The 22,844-nt window shown below is 65.0% G+C and carries 18 protein-coding genes; 9 read left to right on the top strand and 9 right to left on the bottom strand.

Going from position 1 to position 22,844, the window contains the following annotated elements; all coding sequences use genetic code 11:
* Positions 1–23 precede the first annotated feature (23 nt).
* From ccoN to maiA, 9 genes are read left to right on the top strand one after another with little or no spacing between them, the layout of a single operon-like run.
* The gene (gene ccoN, locus CAF53_RS19485; protein ID WP_046764231.1) at positions 24–1,682 is read left to right on the top strand and encodes a cytochrome-c oxidase, cbb3-type subunit I; all 1,659 of its coding nucleotides are present in this window, start codon (positions 24–26) and stop codon (positions 1,680–1,682) included.
* A gap of 14 nt (positions 1,683–1,696) precedes the next feature.
* Entirely contained in the window at positions 1,697–2,443 is a 747-nt protein-coding gene (gene ccoO / locus CAF53_RS19480) for a cytochrome-c oxidase, cbb3-type subunit II (protein WP_100239267.1), read from the top strand.
* Positions 2,440–2,607 (top strand): cbb3-type cytochrome c oxidase subunit 3, encoded by a 168-nt coding sequence (locus tag CAF53_RS19475; RefSeq protein WP_046764229.1) that lies wholly within the window; start codon positions 2,440–2,442, stop codon positions 2,605–2,607. The genes ccoO and CAF53_RS19475 overlap by 4 nt, the downstream gene beginning before the upstream one ends.
* Positions 2,600–3,505, top strand: coding sequence for a cytochrome-c oxidase, cbb3-type subunit III (gene ccoP, locus CAF53_RS19470; RefSeq protein ID WP_046764228.1), 906 nt, complete (start codon positions 2,600–2,602; stop codon positions 3,503–3,505). Before CAF53_RS19475 ends, ccoP begins: the two co-directional genes overlap by 8 nt.
* A gap of 3 nt (positions 3,506–3,508) precedes the next feature.
* Positions 3,509–4,939, top strand: a complete 1,431-nt coding sequence (gene ccoG, locus CAF53_RS19465; RefSeq protein ID WP_046764227.1) for a cytochrome c oxidase accessory protein CcoG — start codon at positions 3,509–3,511, stop codon at positions 4,937–4,939.
* Positions 4,940–4,942: 3 nt separating this feature from the next.
* On the top strand, positions 4,943–5,401 hold the full coding sequence (locus CAF53_RS19460; RefSeq protein ID WP_046764226.1) for a FixH family protein: 459 nt from the start codon (positions 4,943–4,945) through the stop codon (positions 5,399–5,401).
* Positions 5,401–7,533 (top strand): cation-translocating P-type ATPase, encoded by a 2,133-nt coding sequence (locus tag CAF53_RS19455; protein WP_100239266.1) that lies wholly within the window; start codon positions 5,401–5,403, stop codon positions 7,531–7,533. The genes CAF53_RS19460 and CAF53_RS19455 overlap by 1 nt, the downstream gene beginning before the upstream one ends.
* Complete coding sequence (gene ccoS, locus CAF53_RS19450; RefSeq protein ID WP_046764224.1) at positions 7,530–7,670, top strand: cbb3-type cytochrome oxidase assembly protein CcoS; 141 nt, start codon at positions 7,530–7,532, stop codon at positions 7,668–7,670. The genes CAF53_RS19455 and ccoS overlap by 4 nt, the downstream gene beginning before the upstream one ends.
* A 42-nt stretch (positions 7,671–7,712) precedes the next feature.
* Positions 7,713–8,348, top strand: a complete 636-nt coding sequence (gene maiA, locus CAF53_RS19445) for a maleylacetoacetate isomerase (RefSeq protein ID WP_046764223.1) — start codon at positions 7,713–7,715, stop codon at positions 8,346–8,348.
* Between the two features lie 9 nt (positions 8,349–8,357).
* On the opposite strand, the gene CAF53_RS19440 is transcribed toward maiA, so the two are convergent.
* The 9 genes from CAF53_RS19440 to CAF53_RS19400 all read right to left on the bottom strand — a co-directional run bounded on the left by CAF53_RS19440 (position 8,358) and on the right by CAF53_RS19400 (position 22,654).
* Positions 8,358–10,388, bottom strand: a complete 2,031-nt coding sequence (locus tag CAF53_RS19440; protein ID WP_100239265.1) for an elongation factor G — start codon at positions 10,386–10,388, stop codon at positions 8,358–8,360.
* A gap of 152 nt (positions 10,389–10,540) precedes the next feature.
* Positions 10,541–12,553: an ATP-binding protein gene (locus CAF53_RS19435; protein WP_046764221.1), complete on the bottom strand. Its 2,013-nt coding sequence runs from the start codon at positions 12,551–12,553 to the stop codon at positions 10,541–10,543.
* A complete protein-coding gene (locus tag CAF53_RS19430) occupies positions 12,550–14,037 on the bottom strand; it encodes an ATPase domain-containing protein (RefSeq protein WP_046764220.1) in 1,488 nt (495 codons plus the stop codon). Before CAF53_RS19430 ends, CAF53_RS19435 begins: the two co-directional genes overlap by 4 nt.
* Positions 14,038–14,191: 154 nt before the next feature.
* Positions 14,192–14,380 carry a hypothetical protein gene (locus CAF53_RS19425; RefSeq protein WP_046764219.1) on the bottom strand — a complete coding sequence of 63 codons (189 nt, stop codon included), beginning with the start codon at positions 14,378–14,380 and terminating at the stop codon, positions 14,192–14,194.
* A gap of 57 nt (positions 14,381–14,437) precedes the next feature.
* Complete coding sequence (locus tag CAF53_RS19420; protein WP_100239264.1) at positions 14,438–15,148, bottom strand: Crp/Fnr family transcriptional regulator; 711 nt, start codon at positions 15,146–15,148, stop codon at positions 14,438–14,440.
* Positions 15,149–15,385: 237 nt separating this feature from the next.
* Positions 15,386–17,419, bottom strand: coding sequence for a M3 family metallopeptidase (locus CAF53_RS19415; protein WP_100239570.1), 2,034 nt, complete (start codon positions 17,417–17,419; stop codon positions 15,386–15,388).
* A 155-nt stretch (positions 17,420–17,574) separates the two neighbouring features.
* On the bottom strand, positions 17,575–17,964 hold the full coding sequence (locus tag CAF53_RS19410) for a nuclear transport factor 2 family protein (RefSeq protein ID WP_046764216.1): 390 nt from the start codon (positions 17,962–17,964) through the stop codon (positions 17,575–17,577).
* A gap of 74 nt (positions 17,965–18,038) precedes the next feature.
* On the bottom strand, positions 18,039–19,445 hold the full coding sequence (locus tag CAF53_RS19405; protein WP_100239569.1) for a TolC family protein: 1,407 nt from the start codon (positions 19,443–19,445) through the stop codon (positions 18,039–18,041).
* An 11-nt stretch (positions 19,446–19,456) separates the two neighbouring features.
* Positions 19,457–22,654: a multidrug efflux RND transporter permease subunit gene (locus CAF53_RS19400; RefSeq protein ID WP_100239263.1), complete on the bottom strand. Its 3,198-nt coding sequence runs from the start codon at positions 22,652–22,654 to the stop codon at positions 19,457–19,459.
* Positions 22,655–22,844 lie beyond the last annotated feature (190 nt).

Below are 22,844 nucleotides of genomic sequence, written 5' to 3'. Positions count from 1 at the left end.
AAAGCCTTTGACGGGGAATCCTAATGGAGCAACTGGTTTGGAAGACGGGTGGCTGGTTCGCACTCGCTACGCTGGCCTTTCTGGCGGCGCTGGCGGCGGCGGACTTCGGCTTTGCCGTGCATATGGGGATCGTGTGCGCCGCTGCGCTGGCCGTGGCGGTGCTGACGATGCGGCATGCCGATTATGAGGCAATCACGCGCGGGCTGCTGAAGATGCCCGCAAGCCAGGACAAATATGACGACGATCCGATCCGCTGGGGCGTGATCGCGACCGTCTTCTGGGGCCTGGCGGGTTTCTTGGCGGGGCTGTATATCGCGTTGCAACTGGCCTTCCCGGCGCTCAATCTGGGGATCGAATATACCAGCTTCGGGCGGCTGCGGCCGCTGCATACGTCCGCCGTCATCTTCGCCTTCGGCGGCAATGCGCTGATCGCCACCAGCTTCTACGTGGTGCAGCGGACCTGCCGGGCGCGATTGGCTTTTCCGGCGCTCGCGCGATTCGTCTTCTGGGGATACCAGCTTTTCATCGTGCTCGCGGCGACCGGCTATCTGCTGGGCATCACCGAAGGTCGCGAATATGCGGAGCCGGAATGGTATGTCGACCTGTGGCTGACCATCGTCTGGGTCGCCTATCTGGTCGTCTTCGGCGGCACCATCCTGCGCCGCAGCGAGCCGCATATCTATGTGGCGAACTGGTTCTACCTGAGCTTCATCCTGACGATCGCGATGCTGCACATCGTCAACAATCTTTCCATGCCGGTGAGCTGGCTCGGCTCCAAGAGCTACAGCGCGTTCGCCGGCGTGCAGGATGCGCTGACCCAATGGTGGTACGGGCATAATGCGGTCGGTTTCTTCCTGACCGCCGGCTTCCTGGCCATGATGTATTATTTCGTGCCCAAACAGGCGGAACGGCCGGTCTACAGCTACCGCCTGTCGATCATCCACTTCTGGTCGCTGATCTTCCTCTACATCTGGGCGGGTCCGCACCATCTTCATTACACCGCGCTGCCCGACTGGGCGCAGACGCTGGGCATGGTCTTCTCGGTCATGCTGTGGATGCCGAGCTGGGGCGGGATGATCAACGGCCTGATGACGCTGAACGGCGCCTGGGACCGCATCCGCACCGATCCGATCATCCGCATGATGGTGATGGCGCTCGCCTTTTACGGCATGTCGACCTTCGAAGGTCCGATGATGTCGGTGAAGGCGGTCAACAGTCTCAGCCACTATACCGACTGGACCATCGGCCATGTGCATAGTGGTGCGCTGGGCTGGAACGGGCTGATCACTTTCGCCTGCCTCTATTATCTGACGCCAAGATTGTGGAAGCGGGAACGGCTGTACAGCCTTCGCCTGGTGAACTGGCACTTCTGGCTGGCGACCGTGGGCATCGTCCTCTACGCCGCGTCGATGTGGGTCGCGGGCATCATGCAGGGCCTGATGTGGCGCGAATATGGCAGCGACGGTTATCTCGTCTACGCCTTCTCCGAAGTCGTGAGCGCCATGTTCCCCATGTATCTGATCCGGGCGGCCGGGGGCCTCATGTACCTCAGCGGCGCGATCATCATGGCCTGGAACATCGGCAGGACCATCGCGGGCAGCCCGCTGCGCGAGGAAAAGCCGATGAACGACGCCGCCTATGACGCCGCCGCCGACCGGCCGCTCGTCAACCAGCCTGCCTGAGGGAGTAACCGGACATGGAAACCAAGACCAAGGGCAAGTTCTTCGACCATGGCAGGCTGGAACGGAATGTCTCCCTGCTGGGTATCGCGTCTCTCATCGTCGTCGCCATCGGCGGCATAGTGGAGATCGCGCCGCTCTTCTGGATCGACAATACGATCGAGAAGGTGGAGGGCGTGCGTCCCTATACACCGCTGGAGCTGGCGGGTCGGAATATCTACATCCGCGAGGGCTGCTATAATTGTCACAGCCAGATGATCCGTCCTTTCCGGGACGAAACGGAACGCTACGGCCATTACAGCCTCGCCGCCGAGAGCATGTACGACCATCCCTTCCAGTGGGGATCGAAGCGCACCGGGCCGGACCTTGCCCGCGTGGGCGGCAGATATTCGGACGAATGGCATGTCCAGCATCTGAAGGACCCGCGCGCCGTGGTGCCGGAATCGATCATGCCGGGCTATGCCTTCCTGGCCGATCGCGAACTCAAGCTGCCCGACATGCGCAAGGATCTGACTGCCCTCAACGATGTCGGCGTTCCCTATACGAAGGACGACATCGCCAAAGCCAATGACGACCTGAAGGCCCAGGCCGATCCCGACGCCGACGCCAGCGACCTCATCAAACGCTATCCCAAGGCGCAGGCCCGCGATTTCGACGGCGATCCCGCCAAGCTGACCGAGATGGATGCGCTGGTCGCCTATCTCCAGATGCTGGGCACGCTGGTCGATGTGGAGAGCGCGAAACCGCAAGAGGTGGAGAGATGAACTACGACGCCTTGCGGCACTTTGCCGATAGCTGGGGGCTGGTGTTCATGGGGGTGCTCTATGTGATCCTCATCGGCTGGCACTTCCTGCCCCATGGGCGACAGCGCAGCGCGGAAGCCGCGCGCGCCATCTTCGAAGACCAAACGGAGGCCGACCATGGCTGACGAAAAGCGCATCGACCCCGCCACCGGGACGCAGATCAAGCATCATGAATGGGACGGCATCCAGGAACTGGACACGCCGCTGCCGCGCTGGTGGCTCTGGACCTTCTACGCGACGATCCTGTTCGCGATCGGCTACACCATCGCCTATCCGGCCTGGCCGATGATCGACCGGGCGACCGGCGGCATGCTCGGCTGGTCGAGCCGCGGCGCGCTGGACAAGGAACTGGCGGCGCGGGAAAGGCAGATCGCGCCGATCCGGAAGGCCATTGCCGATACGCCGATCACGGCGCTGCCGGGGCACCCCGAACTGATGCAGCAGGCGATCGAAGGCGGCCGGGCGGCCTTCCGCGTCCATTGCGTCCAGTGCCACGGATCGGGCGCGGCGGGGTCCAAGGGTTATCCCAACCTCAATGACGACGACTGGCTGTGGGGCGGCGATCTGGCGACGATCGAAAAGACGATCACCGACGGCATCCGCAACCCGAACCATGATGCCACGCGCCAGTCGCTGATGCCTGCCTTCGGCAAGGATCAGTTGCTGACGGCGGCGCAGGTCGACGATGTGGTGGCGCATGTCCGCACGATCAGCGGGCAGGACCGGCCAAGTGCGGCATCGCGGCGGGGGGACAAGGTCTTTGCCGACAATTGCGCGGTCTGCCATGGCCCCGCGGGCAAGGGGAACCGGGAACTCGGCGCGCCCAACCTGACCGATGCGATCTGGCTCTATGGCGGCGATGCGGGGACGATCCACGAAACCGTCTGGAACAGCCGCCATGGCGTGATGCCGCGCTGGGATGACAAGCTGGACAAGGCGACCATCCGCATGCTGGCAACCTATGTGCACAGTCTGGGCGGTGGCGAAGCCAGTCCCCCGGCCGCAGTGGCGACAGGCCGCTAAGCCATGCTGATGTCCGGCTCCGCCTCGCTCTACGAAAAGCGCAAGGGCGTCTATCCCAAGGCGGTGGACGGCTTCTACCGCCGCCTGAAATGGGCGATCATGGCGGTGACGCTGGCCATTTACTGGGGGACGCCCTGGCTGCGCTGGGACCGGGGGCCTTATGCGCCCGATCAGGCGGTGCTGGTCGATCTCGCCCATCGCCGCTTCTACATGTTCGCGATCGAGATCTGGCCGCAGGAATTCTATTATGTGGCGGGCCTGCTCATCATGGCGGGGATCGGACTGTTCCTCGTCACCTCGGCGGTGGGGCGGGCCTGGTGCGGCTATGCCTGTCCGCAAACCGTGTGGACGGACCTCTACCAGCATGTCGAGCGCTTCATCGATGGCGACCGCAACGCACAGTTGAAACTCGCCAAGGCGCCCTGGAGTGCGGCCAAGATCGCCCGGCGTTTCGTCAAATGGTCGATCTGGCTGGGGATCGCATTCATAACCGGCGGCGCATGGATATTCTATTTCGCGGACGCGCCGACATTGCAGCAGCAGTTCTGGACCGGGACCGCCGCACCCGTCGCCTATGCGACGACCTTCGTGCTGACCGCGACGACCTTCGTGCTGGGTGGGTTCATGCGCGAACAGGTCTGCATCTACATGTGCCCCTGGCCGCGCATCCAGACGGCGATGCTGGATGAAAAGTCGCTGGTCGTCACCTACAAGAACTGGCGCGGGGAGAAGCGCGGCAGCCTGAAGAAGGCTGAGGCACATCCCGCCGAATATGGCGACTGCATCGACTGCAACCAGTGCGTCGCGGTCTGTCCGACCGGCATCGACATTCGCGAAGGGCCGCAGATCGGCTGCATCACCTGCGCGCTCTGCATCGACGCCTGCGACAAGGTGATGGCGCAGGTCGGGCGGCCCCGCGGCCTGATCGACTATTGCACCCAGGACGATGCCGAGGCGGAGCAGAAGGGCGCGCCGCCGCGCCCGGTGCTGAAGACCTTGCTACGGCCCCGCACCATCGCCTATTTCGCGGTCTGGGTGGGGATCGGCGCGGCCATGCTGTTCGCGCTGGGCGCGCGCGAACGGCTGGAGATCAGCGCGCAGCAGGATCGCAATCCGATCTTCGTGCGCCTGTCCGACGGCGCGATCCGCAACGCCTATACGGTCAAGCTGCGTAATATGGAGGCGCGGCCCCGGGCGATGGAGGTTGGCCTTATCGACCTGCCCGGCGGGAGGATGTGGACCGATACGGGATCGCGCGAAACCGCGACGACGACGGTGCGGACCACCGTGCCCGCCGACAGCGTGGCGAAGCTGCGCGTCTTCCTGATGCTGCCGCCCGGCGGCCCGGCCCGGACGGATTTCCATTTCACCCTGCGCGCCCTGGACCGCGAGGGTGGCCACGTCAGCGAACCCGCCCGTTTCGAAAGGCCCTGAACCATGACTTCAGTCCCCAAGCCCATACGCCGTTTCACCGGCTGGCACATGACGGCGATACTGGTTGCTTTTTTCGCGGTGGTCATTGCCGTCAACATGCTGATGGCGACCATTGCCGTCCGCTCCTTCGGTGGCACGGTGGTCGAGAACAGCTATGTCGCCAGCCAGAAGTTCAACGGCTGGCTGGCGGAGGCGCGGGCGCAGCAGAAGCTGGGCTGGCGGGATGAGGTGACGCTGGATGCCGCGCGCCATGTGCGGATGAAGCTGAACGTGACCGGCGCGGACATGAGCGCGCTGGCGCAGCATCCGCTGGGACGGGCGGCGGACATCGCCCTGCGCTTCCATGAAATCGAGCCGGGCCTTTACAGGAGCGACCGTGTCCTGCCTGCGGGGCGGTGGCAGGTCCGTTTCGACGTCCGCCATGGCGGCGGCGAAGAACATCTGCTGCGGGAGGTCGACTGATGGCCAGCCAAGCCCTGCTCGTTGAAGAAACACCCATAGAGACGAAGGAAAGCCTGTTCGCCGTTCCGGGCATCCATTGCGCGGGGTGCCTGTCCAAGATCGAAAACGGCCTGCCGCTGACGCCCGGCATCCAGTCCGCGCGGGTCAATATGGGCGCGAAGCGGGTCGCGATCCGCCACGATCCCGCGCTGACGCCGCCCGAGTTGAAGGCCGCCATCATCGCGCTCGGCTTCGAGGCGGAGCCGCTGGCAGACCCCGGCATCGACGTCGCGGCGGCGGAGAACCGGATGCTGGTCCGGGCGCTCGCCGTGGCGGGCTTTGCGGCGATGAACATCATGCTGTTGTCGGTGTCGATCTGGTCCGGCGCGGAGGGGCCGACGCGGACCATGTTCCACTGGCTTTCCGCCCTGATCGCGCTGCCGACGGTCGCCTATGCGGGCCAGCCCTTCTTCCGGTCCGCCTGGGCGGCGCTGCGGCAGGGACGGACCAATATGGACGTGCCGATCAGCATCGGCGTGCTGCTGACGACGGGGATGAGCCTGTTCGAAACCGTCACGGGCGGCGAACATGCCTGGTTCGACGGGGCGGTGATGCTGCTCTTCTTCCTGCTCGCCGGGCGCTGCCTCGACAGCATGATGCGCGGGCGGGCGCGGGCCGGGGTGGCGGCGCTGCTGAAGCAGACCGCGCCGGGCGCGCTGGTGCTGGACCGGGATGGGTGCAGCCGGTGGACCGCCGCCGACGCCCTGCGTCCGGGCATGACCATGCTGGTCGCGGCGGGCGAGCGGCTGGCGGCGGACGGGCGGATCGTGGCGGGGGAAAGCGGTCTCGACATCGCTTTCCTCACCGGGGAAAGCGCGCCGGTGCGGGTGCAGCCCGGCGATAGGGTGCAGGCAGGGGCGCTCAATGTCGACGGGCCGATCACCGTGGAGGTGACGGCGGCGGGCGCCGACACCGTCATCGCCGACATCGCCCGGCTGATGGAGGAGGCGGGGCAGGGCAAGTCGCGCTATGTCCGGCTGGCGGACCGGGCGGCGCGTTACTATGCGCCCTGCGTCCATCTGCTGGCGGCCTTGTCCTTCGCGGGTTGGATGATCGCGGGGGCCGGGGTGCATCAGGCGCTGCTGATCGCGGTTGCCGTGCTGCTGATCACCTGTCCCTGCGCCTTGGGGCTGGCGGTGCCGGCGGCGCAGATCGTCGCCTGCGGCGCGTTGATGCGGCGGGGGGTGCTGGTCAAGGACGGATCGGCGCTGGAGCGGTTGTCCGAAATCAGCGAGGCGGTGTTCGACAAGACCGGCACTTTGACCCTCGGCCGTCCGGTGCCGCAGGGCTTGCGCCGCCTGTGGCGCGAGGACCGCGCGATCCTGCTTGGTCTCTCGCGTGCTTCGCGCCATCCGTTGAGTGTCGCGTTGCGCCAGGCGCTGGAAGCGAGGGGCGTGACGCCCGCGCCGCTCGACGCCCTTCGCGAATTGCCGGGCGAAGGGGTGTTCGCCGACTATCAGGGCGAGGCCGTATCGCTTGCCCGCCCGCGCAGCCTGATCAACCTGTTCGGTCTGGCGAGCGAATATCGGCGCGGCGAACAGGCGACCTTGCTCGCCTTCACCGATGCCTTGCGGCCCGATGCGGTCGAGACCATCGACGTGCTGCGCGGCATGGGCATCAAGACGCTGATCGCGAGCGGCGACCGGCCCGATGCGTTGGAGGAGATCGCCCGGATGACCGGGACCACCGCCATCGGCCATTTGCGCCCGGCGGACAAGCTGGCGCTGATCGGACGGTTGAAGGGCAAGGGCGAAAAGGTGCTGATGGTCGGCGACGGGTTGAATGACGGCCCGGCGCTGGCGGCGGGCCATGCCAGCATGGCCCCCGCCTCCGCCAGCGACGCGAGCCAGTTGACGGCGGATGCGGTGTTCCTGGGCGACCGGCTGGCGCCCGTGGCCGTCACGGTCCATGTGGCGCGGCGGACGGTCGCGGTGGTGAAGCAGAATTTCGCGCTGGCGATCGGCTATAATGTGCTGGCGGTGCCGCTGGCCATAGCGGGCAAGGTGACGCCGTTGGTGGCGGCGGTGGCCATGTCGACCAGTTCGCTGATCGTCATCGCCAATGCGCTGCGTTTGAAGGGAGCCGCGAAATGACCGGTCTCAGCCTGTTGATCCCGATCGCGCTCGGCCTGGGGCTGCTGGGGCTGGCGGCCTTTTTCTGGGCGCTGCGCGACGGGCAGTTCGACGATAGCGAAGGCGCGGCGGCGCGCATCCTGATCGAGGACGAGTGAATCGCCTTTGCTCGCGTGCCTGTTTCGTCCTAATTTCCGGCCATGACCGAACCCGTGCTCCATGGCTATTTCCGTTCCACCGCATCCTATCGGGTGCGGATCGCCTTGAACCTGAAGGGCGTCGCCTATGCCGATGCCTTCCATCATCTGCTCAAGGGCGAGCAGCGGGCACCGGACTATCTGATGCTCAATCCGCAAGGCTTTGTGCCCACGCTGGAAGTGGATGGGACGGTCCTGACGCAGAGCCTCGCCATTTGCGAATATCTGGATGAGACGATTGCCGGGCACAAGCTGTTGCCCGACGATCCGTTGCGCCGGGCCGGGGTGCGGGCGGCTGCGCTGCTCATCGCCTGCGACATCCACCCGATCCAGAATCTGAAGGTGCTCCAACGGCTGCGTGGCCTTGGCCTGAACAAAGAACAGGTGACGGACTGGGCAAGGCAGGTGATCGACGAGGGGCTGGAGGCTTTCGACCGGCTGATCGCGGGGGAGGAGGGGCCTTATTGCTTCGGCGATCAGGTGACGCTGGCCGACATCTTTCTGGTGCCGCAACTGGGGAATGCACGGCGCTTCGGGGTCGAATTGCGCTGGCCGCGCCTGCTGGCGGTGGAACAGGCGTGCCTGGCGCTCGATGCGTTCAGCCGCGCCGCGCCGCAGAACCAGCCGGACGCGGAATGATGTGTCGTGTCAGGCGGGTTCCAGCCGTTTCTGGATGATGCCGGACGCGGCCTTGGGATTGACCTCCGCGAAATGATCGAATGCGGCCTCGAAATGCGCCATGCCCTGGCTCAGCGACCGCAGTTCCGCCTCCAGCCCATGGAGTTCCGCGCCGGGCAGCAGCATCTCGATCACGTCCCAACGCGACCAGCCGTCCCGCGGTGCAATGCCCAGCAACTGGCCTCGCTTGGCCGCCAGCGATGAGGTGATCCGCGACGTAGCGCTGCCCGGTGCCATGATGGAGACCTGTGCAAAGGGCTCCAGCAGATAGGGCGTGCCGCCGGCGAGTGCCTCCGCCATGGCGAGGCGCCCGGCCAGCCGGAACGCCAGTTCGGAACTGTCGACACTGTGGAAGGATCCGTCGACCAACGTGACCGCCACGTCGACGACGGGAAAACCCAGCGGCCCCTTCATCATCGCATCGCGAACGCCTAGCTCGACGGCGGGTATCCACTGCTTGGGAATGGCGCCGCCGGTGATCCGTTCGCCGAACTGGAAGCCCTGGTCGCGATCCAGCGGGCGAACCTCCAGCACGACATCGCCAAATTGTCCATGGCCGCCCGACTGCTTCTTGTGCCGCCCGCGCTGGGTAACGGCCTTGCGGATCGTCTCCCGATAGGCGGTGGCGGGCGGGCGGGTGGAGATGTCGACGCCATAGCGCCGCTTCAGCCGGTCGAGCGCCATGGCCAGATGCTCGTCGGTCACGCCGCGGATCAGCATGTCCTGGCTCCATTCGTCGGGCGACCAGTCGAGCCCCGCATCCTCCTCGACCAGCTTGCCGACGGCCGAGGACAGCAGGACCTCGTCCTTGTGGTCCCGGACCGACAAGGTGAGCGCACAATTGAGCGTGGCCTTTTCCCAGGGTCGAGCGGCGGCGGTCCGCTTGCCCGTGATGCTCAGCCGATCCCCCGCACGCACGCCATCCAGCTTGGCGACGCCGACCACATCGCCTCGTTCGATCGCCTTGAGCTTGGTGGCCGAAAGGCCCTGCAAGGCGAAGAGGGCGCCCGCGCGCAACAACCGGCCTTCGCCGTCCGTCAGCTCTGCGGCCTCGGCGGCGGGCCCGCCGAACAGGCGCAGCAGGGCCAGGCGGCCGACCGTGCTGCCGTTCATGATCTTGAAGACCTGTGCGGTTCCTTCGTCGATGCCCAGCCTTTTGGCGGTCTCCTCCATGGCGGGTGTATCGTGGCGCAACATCTTGAGCAGCCGCCGCACGCCAAAGCCGTTGAGCGCGGAACCGAAGAGGAGGGGGATTGCCTGCCCCGCCGCCATCTCCCTGGTAAGATCGCCGAAGACGAGGTCGAGATCGGGGATTTCGTCGCTCAACAACTGTTCCAGCAGGATGTCGTCGTGATCCGCGAGCTGTTCCAGCATGTGGAAGCGTGCCGACGCTTCGATCGCCTGGATGCTGGCGGGCATGGCGATGCGTTCCGACGGCTGGCCGGGGCGATAATGATAGGCCCGCTCCAGCGCCAGATCGACGAAGCCGTCAATCTGCTCGCCCGACCGGATCGGAATCTGCCGGGCGACGAAGGCCGCATCGCCCATCGGTTGCAGGGCTTCCAGCAGTTCCTCGATGGTGCCGCGTGCCTGATCGATCTTGTTGACGAACACCGCATGGGGCACGCCCAGCGCCTCGAGTTGACGCAGCACCGGTTCGACCTGCGGTGCCCGCGCCGGGTCGGGATCGATCACGACCAGCGCAAGATCGGCCGTGGCCAGTGCCAACCTGCCGTCGGCGGCAAAGCCGGGCGATCCGGGAATGTCGAGCAGGACGTAATTGTCGTCCATCCAGTGGAACCGCATCAGGTTCAATTCGGTGGAACCGCCGCGCGCCCGCGCTTCGGGGGTGGCATCGCCGATGCTGTTACCCTGCCTGACTGCGCCCAATCGGGGGATGGCGCCCGCCGCGAAGAGAATGGCTTCCGCCAGACTTGTCTTGCCTGCGCCTGCCGGTCCGACAAGCGCAATGAGTTTCGAGCCGCTGCCGCTGTCCTTCATGTCCCTCTCCTTGCTCTCTTGGGTCACGCGGGAGGTCGTGTGCCGGAGTCGCGAGGATCGTCCCAAGCGCGCGGCAAAGCAAGGGGGCGAAGATGGACCGCCCCTGAGGTCCGGATGAGGCGAGCGAATGAAGGAGGCCGTCCGCCCGAACGTCAAAGTTCGGCCAGGCTCTTGGCCAGATCGATCTGCTTGAAGGGTTTGGTCAACCGCGGCTGTTCCGCTGAAATGCCGGCGTTTTCCGCGTAGCCCGAAATCAGCAAGGCGCGGATTTCCGGCTTCAACCGTCTGGCCTGCTGGATCAGGTCGATTCCGGTCGTGCCGGGCATCAGATGGTCGGTGACAAGCACGTCGACGCCCGGATCATCCTGCATGATCGACAAAGCCCGTTCGGCCGAATTGGCTTCCAGCACATCATAGCCCAATTCCCGCAGCATATGGACGGTACTGGCGCGCACCAGATCCTCGTCATCGACCACCAGCACCGTGCCATGGTCCAGCTTGACGGCGATCGGTTCGGGCGCGGGGGAATCCTTTTCCACCTCGGCCTCGCTGGTCGGCAACAGCAGGCTGATCGTCGTGCCCGCTCCAACGGCGCTTTCGATCGTCAGCCCGCCGCCAAGCTGGGCCACGAGCCCATGGACCATCGACAAGCCGAGACCGGTTCCCTGACCGACGCCTTTGGTCGTGAAAAAGGGTTCGATGGCCTTTTTGACAATATCCTCATCCATGCCGATGCCGCTGTCCTTGACGGACAGCTTGATATAAGGACCCGGGCGTAAACGCAGGTCATCGTCCGCGCCGACGATCTCGCGACTGACGGCGATCCTCAGTGTTCCTCCGTCCGGCATGGCGTCGCGCGCATTGACCGCCAGGTTCAACAGGGCCATTTCGATCTGGTTGGCGTCGGCCCTGGCCGCAGGCAGATCGTCCGCGATCGACAGTTCGACCTGAACGCGCGGGCCGGATGTGCTGACGATCAGGTCCTTGATGTCCCGCACCAGATTGCCGATGTTGATGGCGGTGGGTTGCAACGGCTGCCGCCGCGCAAAGGCGAGCAGCCTTTGCACCAGCATCTTGGCCCTGTCGGCGGATTGCAGGGCGCCCTCGATCAGGCGCCGCTCCCGGTCGGTGCCCAGGCCGCGGCGGTGGAGAAGATCGAGGCTGCCGACGATCGGCGTCAGCAGATTGTTGAAATCATGGGCTACGCCGCCCGTCAACTGGCCCATCGACTCCAGCTTCTGCGACTGACGCAAGGCTTCTTGCGCCATTTCCAGTTCTTTCGACCGTTGCTGCACCCGTTCTTCCAGGGTCTCGTTGAGTGTCCTGAGCCCTTCCTCGCTCTGACGCAGCGCCGCCTCCATACGCCGCCTTTCCGTCATGTCGTTGAACAGGACCGCCACCAGAGGCTCGGGGGTGTTGCCCACGCGAAAGGCATAGACGTCGTACCAATATCCGCCCAGCGCCTCGGCTCCGTCCTCGAAGCGGACGCTTTCGCCCGTCCGCGCGACCTGGCCGTACATGTCGAACCAATGTTGTTCATGCTCCGGCACCAGCGACCGCATGGTCTTGCCCACGGCGTCGGTCAGTCCCGTCTGGCGCGAAAAGGCCGGGTTGGTTTCGATGAAACGATAATCGATCGGCTTTCCTGCCGCGTCGAAGATCATCTCGATGATGCAGAAGCCGGCATCGATCGAATTGAACAGCGACCGATATTTCTCGGCACCGCGATGCAGTTCCTCCAGCCGCGCCCGCGCCTCATATTGGCGGCGCCTGCCGCGCAGCGCCGATCGGGCCAGGCTGATCAAGGTGGTGGGATGAAAGGGGCGCTCCAGGAAATTGACGTTGCCCAGCATGTCCAGATAGCGGCTGGCCGCAGGGTTGCGCTCCAGCCCGCCGCCCCGATGCGTGAGCAGGATGAAGGGGAAATCCGACCATTCCGGCTGGTTCTGCAACCAGTGGGAGAGCGGGTGCAGGTCGCGATTCTGCAACGCCTCTTCGGTGACGAGCGCAAAACCGGCGCCATGATCGATACCCTCCAGCAGCCTATGCAGGCTATCGCAAATCTGCGATCGCAACCCTGCCTCGGCCAGCATCGACGCCGCAATTTCGGCGTCGCGGCCGACGGGTGCAAGAATGAGCGCCCTTTCAGAGAGATGCGGTATCACGCCTCGTCTTCGAGCAGCGCGGGCGCGCTTCCCATGAAGTTCGGCACGCCGCGCAGCACGCCCTGGAAACCGACCAGAGGCTCGCCCAGACGGATGCCATATTCGCCGATGCGGAATTCGCGAATAGTGTCTTCATGCGACCCGGTGCGCTTCTTGATGACGGACATGGCGCGCCGTACCCGGCCCAGCGCCTCGAAATAGCGCAACAGGATGACCGTGTCGGCAAGATAGGTCACGTCGACCGGAGACTTCATGTCGCCCACCAGGCCATGTTGCGCGACCGTCAGGAAGGTCGTGGCACCCTGGCGATTCAGATATTGAAGCAATTCATGCATGTGGAGGACCAGGGCATTTTCCTCCGGCATGGCCGACTGATAGCCGTTCAGGCTATCGATGATGACGGTTCGCACCCCATGGCGTTCCACGCAATGGCGCACCCGTTGGGAGAATTCCCCAGGCGACAATTCGGCGGCATCCACCTGTTCTACGGTCAGGCTCCCGCCGTCCGTCATGGCTTGCATGTCGATGCCCAGGCCCTTTGCCCGATTGAAGAGCAGGCCGATCTCCTCATCGAACACGAACATGGCCGCTTTCTCGCCGCGCGCGACCGCTGCCGACGCGAAGATCAGGGTGAGCAGGGATTTGCCGGTGCCGGCCGGTCCCAGCACGAGGACGCTGGAGCCCCTGTCGATGCCGCCGCCCAGCAGGGCGTCGAGTTCGTCGGAGTCACTTTTCAGGATGTCGCGGACAAAACTGGACTTATGTTCGGCGGACACCAGCCGGGGGAACACGCGCACGCCGCCGCGTCCGATCACGAAATCGTGAAAGCCCCCACGGACGCTGCGTCCGCGATATTTGATGACGCGCAACCGTCGCCGTTCCGGTCCGTAGCCGGGCGACAGTTCCTCCAGCCGGATCACGCCATGGGCGACGCTGTGCACGGTCTTGTCCGCGACATCCGCGGTCAGGTCGTCCAGCATCAGCACCGTTGCCTTCTGCGTGGCGAAGAAATGCTTGAGCGCCAGGATCTGGCGACGATAACGCAGCGAGCTTTGCGCGAGGAGGCGGATTTCCGACAGGCTGTCCAACACCACCCGGTCCGGTTTCACCCGGTCGAACGCATCGAAGATCCGGCGCGTGGTTTCGCCCAATTCGAGATCGGATGAATAAAGCAGGCTCTGCTGTTGCTGTTCGTCCAGCAGGCTTTCGGGCGGCACCAGTTCGTACAGATCGATCCCCGCCAATGTCCAGCCATGCGATTGCGCGCTCTCGCGCATTTCGTCCTCGGTCTCCGACAGGGTGATGTAAAGGCACCGCTCGCCCTGTGCGGCGCCCTCGATCAGAAACTGCGTCGCGATGGTCGTCTTGCCGGTGCCCGGACTGCCTTCCAGCAGAAAAACGCGGCCCCGCGTGAACCCTCCGGAAAGAATGTCGTCAAGGCCATCTACCCCCGCAAGCGCTTGGTCGGTCGAATAGGTCGGCACGTCATTCTCCTTTCAGAGCAGGCGCATCGGCGAATAGCATGGGGTTGGGCAGGGCCCAATAAAGGCTGGATTGATTTCGATTAACTTATCAGGGGTCATGCGGCGAACCCGAAAGTGAAAACTCCCGAAAGTGAAAACTGATGCGTCACGATCGCTAACTTTCCAGTTCCCTTCCATCGAGCTGCCGCCGGGCATCCGATGCGGCGCGCAGCAATGCTCTTGCCGTTTGTTCAGCGGCTCCCGGCGTCAGGCTCACCGCGACGCCGTCCGGGCCGTCCAGCATCACTTGTCCTTCTTCGGCATAGGCTTCACCTGCCTGATCGAATACGCCGTCCCGGGGCATGGATTCTCCTTTGTTCCTCCAGCTGCAAAGGACGCGCAACCGGTGCGCACGGTTCCCTCACCCTTCGATGAACAGGTAGGAGGGATCATAGTCGCTGAGGCGGCGCAGCGCGGAAAGGTCGGAGATGGTGACGCGGTTCCGCTGGACCTGCATCAGATTTCTCTCGCGCAATTCCCGCAGCATCCGGTTGATATGTACCGATGTCATGCCGCAGGCCTCCCCCAGATCCGCCTGGGTGAGGGGGAAGGCGAAATGCTGCCCGTCGCTCAGTCCGACGGCCCGCAGCTTCGCTTCGATCTCGCAGAAAAAATGCGCCACCCGGGCGACCGCGTCCAGGCGACCGAGACGGAAAATCCATTCCCGGTGCATGGCGGCGTCCAGCAAAGTGCTGAACCAGAGCAGCTTGGTCAGGTTGGGCCGTTCGATCAGCAACCGATCCAGCCTTTCATGGGGAACCAGCGCGATCTTGCATGCGCCCAGCGTCGCCACATCATGGTCCAGCCGGCCCAGGGGATAGCCGTGGAGATCGACGAAGTCCCCCGGGACATGCACGGCGACGAGCTGACGAAGGCCGTTCCGATCGTCCATATAACGGCAGATGAAGCCCTCCATGAGATAGGTGCTCATCCTGATCGGTTGGCGGGCATGGGCGATGAGCTGGCGGGCGCGCGTCTTTTGCACATCCCAGACGCTGTCTTCGAGCGCGGCAAGATCCGACGCGGACAATTGTTCGCGGCGACGATTGCGAAGGAAATCGGCAAAGATCATCGACTGCTGCTCCGGGTGCGGGACATCCGGTTTATCAGCCGGGTTACACCACGACCAGCGCGTTATGCGAGGTCACGACCGATGGGAAATCAGGGGCATGGCGGGGAGGTTCCCTGACACCAGCATCCCGATGTCCGCCGTTTTCGTCCTCTGTCGACCGCAATAGGGAGAGGGTTGTATCGGACTCCGGCAGCCAACCCTTCGGATGCGGTCGGTGCCACCGCATCTCCTATCGTCTTAAGCCGCCAACCCTCGCATCCGCAGCAGCGCGTCGACCTCCGGCGCGCGCCCGGCAAAGGCCTGGAAATTTTCCGAAGCGGGACGACTGGCGCCCGCGGCAAGGATTTCGCGACGGAAAGCCGTCGCGCCACCACCGGGAATATCGCCATGGGCGAAAATCTCGAACGCGTCGGCAGAAAGCAGTTCGGCCCAGAGATAGGAATAATAGCCCGCTGCATAGCCGCCTGCGAAAATATGGCTGAAGGCATGCGCAAAGCGGTTCCATGCCGGCGGATGCACCACGGCGACCGCGGCGCGGACCTGGTCCAGCATGGCATTGACCTGCGCGCCCTTCGCCGGATCATAGTCGCGGTGGAGCAGCAGGTCGAAGGTCGCGAATTCGATCTGGCGCAGGATCGCAAGCCCCGCCTGAAACTGGCGCGCGGCGAGCAACCTGTCGAACATCGCTTCCGGTAGCGGCTCGCCCGTGTCGACACGGCCCGACAGGCCGATCAGCGTGTCCTTGTCCCAGGCGAAATTCTCCATGAACTGGCTGGGCAGTTCCACTGCATCCCATTCGACGCCGCTGATGCCGCCAATGGAGGGCAGGTCCACCTCGGTCAGCAGATGATGCAGCACATGGCCGAATTCGTGGAATAGCGTCACCACGTCATTATGCGTGACCAGCGAGGGATGGTCGCCCGCAGGCGGTGCGAAGTTGGTGGTGAGATAGGCGATGGGCCGGTGGAAACGGTCGGCATCGCGGAAGCGGGAACGGCATACGTCCATCCAGGCGCCGCCACGCTTGCCCGCGCGGGCGTAGAGGTCGAGATAGACGCCGGCGACCACCTCCCCGCTGGCATCCCGCACATCGTAGAACAGCACGTCCGGGTGCCATGTCGAAACCCCCTCGCGCTTTGCCAGCCGAACGCCGAACAGCCGTTCGATCAGCGCCTCCGTTCCCGCCAGCACACGCGGCAGGGGGAAATAGGCCTTGAACGCTTCCTGATCGACGCCATGCAGGGTACGGCGCATGGCTTCGGCCACATAGGAGAGGTCCCAGGGCTGGAGGTCGGCCAGGTCCAGATGTTCCGTGGCGAAGGTTCGCGCTTCCTCCAGCTCGCGTTCGCCCACCGGCCTGGCGCGACGGGCCAGGTCGGCAAGGAAGGCCAGCGCCTCGTCGGCATCGGCCGCCATCTTGGTTTCCAGCGAATGCGCAGCGGAGTCGGCAAAGCCCAATATTCGCGCAGCCTCATGCCGCAGCGCCAGGATCGCGTCGATCCGATCGCTATTGTCATGGCTCCTGTCGTCCGCCTGATCGGACGCGCGCGTGTTATAGGCGCGATATACGCGCTCCCGCAGCTTGCGGTCCTTCGCATGCAGCAGGATCGCCAGCACGCTCGGTTGGCGCAGGGTGATGAGCCATCCGGTCAATCCCTTTTCCCGTGCATAAGCGGCCAGGATCGCCTTGTCGCTGTCGGGCACCCCGGCGAGCGCTGTTTCATCGGTGACATGCTCGCTCCACGCCTCGGTCGCGTCGAGCACGGCATTGCCGAACCTGGTGCTGAGGTCGCTCAAGGCCACACCGATGTCGAGGAAACGCTGCCGCGCCTCCCCCTCCAGCGCGACGCCTGCCAGGCGGAAACCGCGCAGGGCGAGATCGACCGCGCGCTTTCGGGCGACAGGCAGATTGACGAAATCCGGCCGGGCGGCGACGCGGGCGACGGCATCATGATGGGCGCGGTTCTGGCCCGCTTCCATGAGATAGGCGGTCATCAGCGCCTGGGCGGCCGCATGGGCCTCGCGCAATTCCGGTGTATCGGCGACGGAGGCGAGATGTCCCACCGGCGACCATGTACGCGACAGCAGGAAATCGGCGCGCTCGGCCGTCAGGATCACCGTGTCGAAATCATCCGTGCCGCCGGCCGTGATCTGAGCGACGGCTGCCCGGTGGGCGGCGATCGCCTCCTCCATGGCGGGGACGACATGGGATGGCTGGATGGCCGCGAAATCGGGCAGGTCGCGATCGGCAAGAAGGGGATTGCTGGTCATGGTCACTCATGGTCTGAATCTACCCTCTAATTGGGTCATCCGGCCCGCCTCTTCAAGCTTTGATGAGGAGATGCCGCCGCCTTGCGCACAGGTGGGCATCGGAAGGCGCCAGCCAGTGCTCTTTGCAGGCCTTGGGGGCTGAAGGCCGATCGCCCTCAAGCGAGGGTGAGGTAGATCTCCGCCTCTATCACCCAGTTCGATCCTGTCCGGCGCCATTTGGCGGTGTAGCTGCCGGAGGCGAGGAAAGCGCCGGAATCGGCGGCAACCCCTTCCCAGCGGCCATGTTCCAGTGCGATGGGTTCGACGGGCGAGGCCAATATGGTTTCCGGCGTGCGGGTATAGATGGTCCGGTCCGCCGCTGCGAATTCCCGTTTCCAGACCGCCAGTTGCGCCTTTTGCCCGGCGATCACCGCACTGTCCGTGCCGGTGACCATAATGGCGTCGGGCGCAAGGATCGGCCCGATCGCGCGCAGGTCCGCTTCCGCCAGGGCGCGGTTGAAATCCGCGCGGCGCAGTCGAACGGCAAGGTCGGCGGAGGAGGTCATGGATCGGCTTTCAGGCTGAATCGGGACACCCGCCCTAGCGCAGCCCGGCGAACATCGCCACCATCGGCAGAGAGCTAGCTGTTCGTCCAGCCCCCGCCCAGCGCCTTGAACAGATCGACCTGCGCGAAGGCCACGGCGCGATTGGCTGTCGCCAGGTCGCTCTCCGCCGCGGCCAGGGTGCGTTGCGCATCCAGCACCGTCAGGAAGTCGATCTGTCCCTCGCGCTGCCGGGCAAGGCTGATGCGTGCCGCCCGGTCGGCGGCCTCGCGCGCGGCCTTCAGCGTATCGCGGCGCTCCAGCGCATGGGCATAGACCGACAGCGCCGTTTCGGTTTCTTCCAGGGCGCGCAGGACCGTTCCATCGAAGCTCGCGAGCGAACCGTCGGCGTCGGCCCTGGCAGCGGCTATGCGGGCGCGGTTGGCCTCCTGGTTGGGAAAGGCCCAATTGATGAGCGGCCCCAGCAGCCAGCGGAAAGGGCCGCCACCGAAAATATCGCCGCCGCCGACCGCCGTCGTGCCGATCGATCCGCCCAGGGTGATGCGCGGATAAAGGTCCGCCGTCGCCACGCCGATCCGTGCCGTATCGGCCGCCAGACGCTGCTCGGCTGCGCGTACGTCCGGACGGCGAGCCAGCAGCGCGCGACCATCGCCCACCGGGATAGGTTGGTTGAGATCGGGCGTCCGCTCCTGTTCACGGATGGTCGCGGGCAGGTCCTGCGGCGCGCGGCCGGTCAGCGTCGCCAGCCGGAAGAGCGCGCTGTCCCGGTCCGCGGTCAGGCTGGGGATTTGCGCGGCCTGCTGATCGCGCAGCGCCGTCACCCGGATCACGTCCAGCCGGTCGGACCGGCCGACCTCGAACCGGGCATTGGTGATGCGGATGCTTTTGTCGAGCAGCGCTACGGTCTGCCGCGCCACGGCGATCCGCTCTGCCGAACTGGTGGCGTCGACATAGGCGCGCACCGTGTCCGCGACCACCGCCACGCGCACGGCGTCGGCATCGGCCGACGCGGCGTTGGCGTCGCCCCTAGCTGCTTCGATGCTGCGCTTGACGCGGCCGAACAGGTCGACCTCATAGGCGACGTTCAGCCCCGCATCGACGGTCCAGTTCTCGCGATCGGCACCCGGCAGCGACTGGGCGGCGGAGGCCCGGCCATAGCTGGGCGAACCGCTCAATGTCGTCTGCGGCAGCTTGTCGGAACGGGCGCCGCGCAACTGGGCGCGGGCCTTTTCCAGCCGGGCGACGGCCACGCGGATGTCGCTATTGGCCTTCAGCGCATCCTGCACCAGCCCGTCCAGCACCGGATCGCTGTAGAGGCGCCACCAATGCTCGTCGGCCTGCGCCATGCTGACCGCCGGACTGGCCGCGCCGATAAAGGCCCCGGCAGCAGTGGCCGGAGTGGCTGGAGCCTTATAATCCGGCCCCGCGGCGCACGCGGTCAGGGCTGACGCACCGAGCAGGAGGGGGAGGAGTGTCTTGATCATCATGCCGTTCCTTATTCGGCGGGTTGCAGCGCGGCGGGAGCCTGACCCTTCCCCTTGCGGGAAAAGCGGTCGCCCAATGCGCGGCACACGACATAGAAAGTGGGGGTGAAAAGCAGGCCGAAGGCGGTCACACCGGCCATGCCGAAGAAGACAGCCGTACCCAAAGCCTGCCGCAATTCCGCGCCAGCTCCGCTCGCGATCACCAGAGGCACCGCGCCCAGGATGAAGGCGAAGCTGGTCATCAGGATCGGACGCAACCGGGTCTGCGCGGCCTGCACGGCGGCGTCGACCGGCGACAAGCCCTGTTCTTCCTCGGCCTGCTTGGCGAATTCGACCACGAGTATGGCGTTCTTCGCCGCAAGCGCGATCAGCACGACCAGCCCGATCTGCGTCAGGATATTATTGTCCATGCCCCGCAAATTCACGCCCAGCATGGCCGCGAACAGGCACATCGGCACGATCAGGATGATCGACAGCGGCAGCGTCAGGCTTTCATATTGCGCCGCCAGCACCAGGAAGACGAAGAAGACCGCCATGGCGAAGACGATGCCCGCCGTATTGCCCGCGATCACCTGCTGATACGCCACCCCCGTCCATTCCTTGCCATAACCGGCGGGAAGGGTGGTATCGGCCAGCTTTTCCATGGTCGCCAGCGACTGGCCGGAGCTGTAGCCCGGAGCCGTATCACCGTCGATCTCCACCGCCGGGAGCAGATTGTAGCGCACCACGCGATAGGGCCCGGTCTTGTCCTTGAAGGTCGAGACGGAACCGATCGGCACCATCTGCCCGCTGTTCGACCGGGTCTTCAAGTTGGCGATGTCCGCCACCGTGCCGCGATGGTTCGCGTCAGCCTGAGCGGTGACGCGATAGGTGCGCCCCAGCAGGTTGAAGTCGTTGACGAAGGCGGAACCGAGATACACCTGCATGGCTTCGAACACGCGTTCCGGCGGCACGCCCAGCAGGTCGGCCTTGCGCCGGTCCACATCGGCATAGATACGGGGCGTGCCGACGTCGAACAGGGTGTAGACCATGTTGAGACCAGGCGTCTGGTTCGCCTTGGCGATGAAGTCCTGCGCGACCTTGTTCAGTTCGGCATAGCCATGATCCTCACGATCCTGCACCATCAGGCGATAGCCGCCCGCCGACCCGATGCCCTGGATGAGCGGCGGTGGTATCAGCAGGATGCGCGCCTTGTCGTAACCGGCGACGGCCTTGTTCGCCTGCTCCATGATGCCGGCATAGGTGGCGCCTTCTTGTCGGCGTTCGGCGAAGGTCTTGAACGGGAAGTAGATGGCGGCACTGTTGGGCGCCTGCGTCTGCGAGGGACCATGGAAGCCCGCGAACATCACCGCGCCGCGCAGCCCCTTGATCGGCAATATCTTCGCCGCGACCTCCCGCGTCACCTTGTCGGTGCGCTCCAGCGACGCGCCGGAGGGAAGCTGGACGACCGCGAGGAAATAGCCCTGATCCTGCGCGGGAATGAAGCCGCCCGGCGTCACCCAGAACAGGGCGATGGTGGCGGCGATCAGCCCCGAATAGGTCAGCAGCATCTTCTTCGGCCGGGCGACCAGGAAGCGGGTGAGGCGGGCATAGCCAGCGCTCAGCCGGTCGAAACCGCGATTGAAACGGTCGGCCGCCTGCGTCGCCATCCGGCGCCAGCGTGGCGCGTTGTCCAGATCATGCGCACCATGTTTGGACTTGAGCAACAGCGCCGCCGCAGCCGGAGACAAAGTGAGCGAGAGGATCAGCGAAATGATCGTCGCGGTCGAGATGGTGACGGCGAACTGCTGGTAGAAGGCGCCGGAAATGCCGGTGATGAACAGGGTCGGCACGAACACTGCGCACAGGACGAGGACGATGGCGATCAGCGCCGTGGAAACTTCATCCATGGAGGTTCTGGCTGCCTCCAGCGGCGACATGCCATGTTCGATATTGCGCTCGACATTCTCGACAACGACGATGGCGTCGTCGACGACGATGCCGATGGCAAGGACCATGCCGAAGAGCGACAGGTTGTTGAGCGAATAGCCGAGCCCTGCGAGGATCGCCGCCGTGCCGATCAGCGAAACCGGGATGGCGATGATCGGGATGACGGCCGCGCGCCAGTTCTGGAGGAAGACCAGGATGACCAGGACGACCAGGATCACCGCTTCGAACAGCGTGTGATAGACGGCGTCGATGGACTGGCTGATGAATTCGGTCGGGTTGTAGATGACGCTATATTCCAGCCCCTTGGGGAAGCGCTTGGACAGTTGCTCCATTTCCGCCTTCACCTTCTCCGCCGCGTCGAGCGCGTTGGAGCCGGGGCGCTGCATCGTCGCGATGACGACGGTGGGCTTGTTCGACAGATAGGTGTTGACGCCATAATCCTGCGCGCCCAGCTCGACCCGGGCGACGTCGCCCACGCGCACCTGGCGGCCGTCCGCATCGGTGCGGATGACGATGTCGGAGAACTGCTGCGGTTCGGTCAGGCGGCCCTGCATCTCGACGCCGAGCTGGAAGGCTTCGCCCCCATGCGAACCGGCGTCATATGGCGGCTGGCCGATGGAACCGGCGGACACCTGCACATTCTGGGCGCGCAGGGCCTGCACGATCTCGCCCGCCGTCAGGTTGAGCGCGGCGGCGCGGTCGGGGTCGATCCAGATGCGCATCGCATAGTCGCGTGAGCCGAAAAGCTGCACGTCGCCCACGCCGTCGAGCCTGGCGAGCCGGTCGCGGACCTGCGTCAGCGCATAGTTGGAGATATAGTTGCGGTCGAACGTGCCGTCGGGCGACTGGAGATTGACGACCATCAGGAATTCCGGGGTCGTCTTGCGCGTGACGACGCCCAGCCGCTGCACTTCTTCGGGCAGGCGCGGGACGGCGACGGCGACACGGTTCTGGACCAGCACCTGCGCGGCGTCGAGGTCGGTGCCGACCTTGAAGGTGACGGTGATCGTGACCTTGCCGTCGCCGGTCGACTGACTGCTCTGGTAGAGCATGTCGTCGACGCCGTTGATCTCCTGCTCGATCGGCGCGGCGACGGTGGACGCGACAGTCTCGGCGGAGGCGCCAGGATATTGGGCGGAGACCGTGACCGTGGGCGGCACGATGTCGGGATATTGCGATACGGGCAGACCGACGAAGGCGATGGCGCCGATCACGGTGATGACCACCGCGATCACGGCGGCAAAGATCGGCCGGTCGATGAAGAAACGGGAAAGGCGCATCGGACGAATTCCTCGATGGCGTGAAAAGGGGTTCGCGATCAGGCAGGGGGCGCCAGACCACGGATCAGCTATTTTCTCCCCTCCCCTTCAGGGGAGGGGCTGGGGGTGGGGGCTCGCCGGATGGCACGACCTATGGGCCATGCCCCCACCCCAACCCTTCATCAGAGTTTGTGCCTCTGATGAACCTGAA

The sequence above is a fragment of the Sphingobium sp. LB126 genome (assembly GCF_002795205.1).
In the GTDB taxonomy this organism is placed as follows: domain Bacteria; phylum Pseudomonadota; class Alphaproteobacteria; order Sphingomonadales; family Sphingomonadaceae; genus Sphingobium; species Sphingobium chungbukense.
Note: the sequence above shows the minus strand (reverse complement) of the source record. Positions and strands in the feature narration are given on the sequence as shown.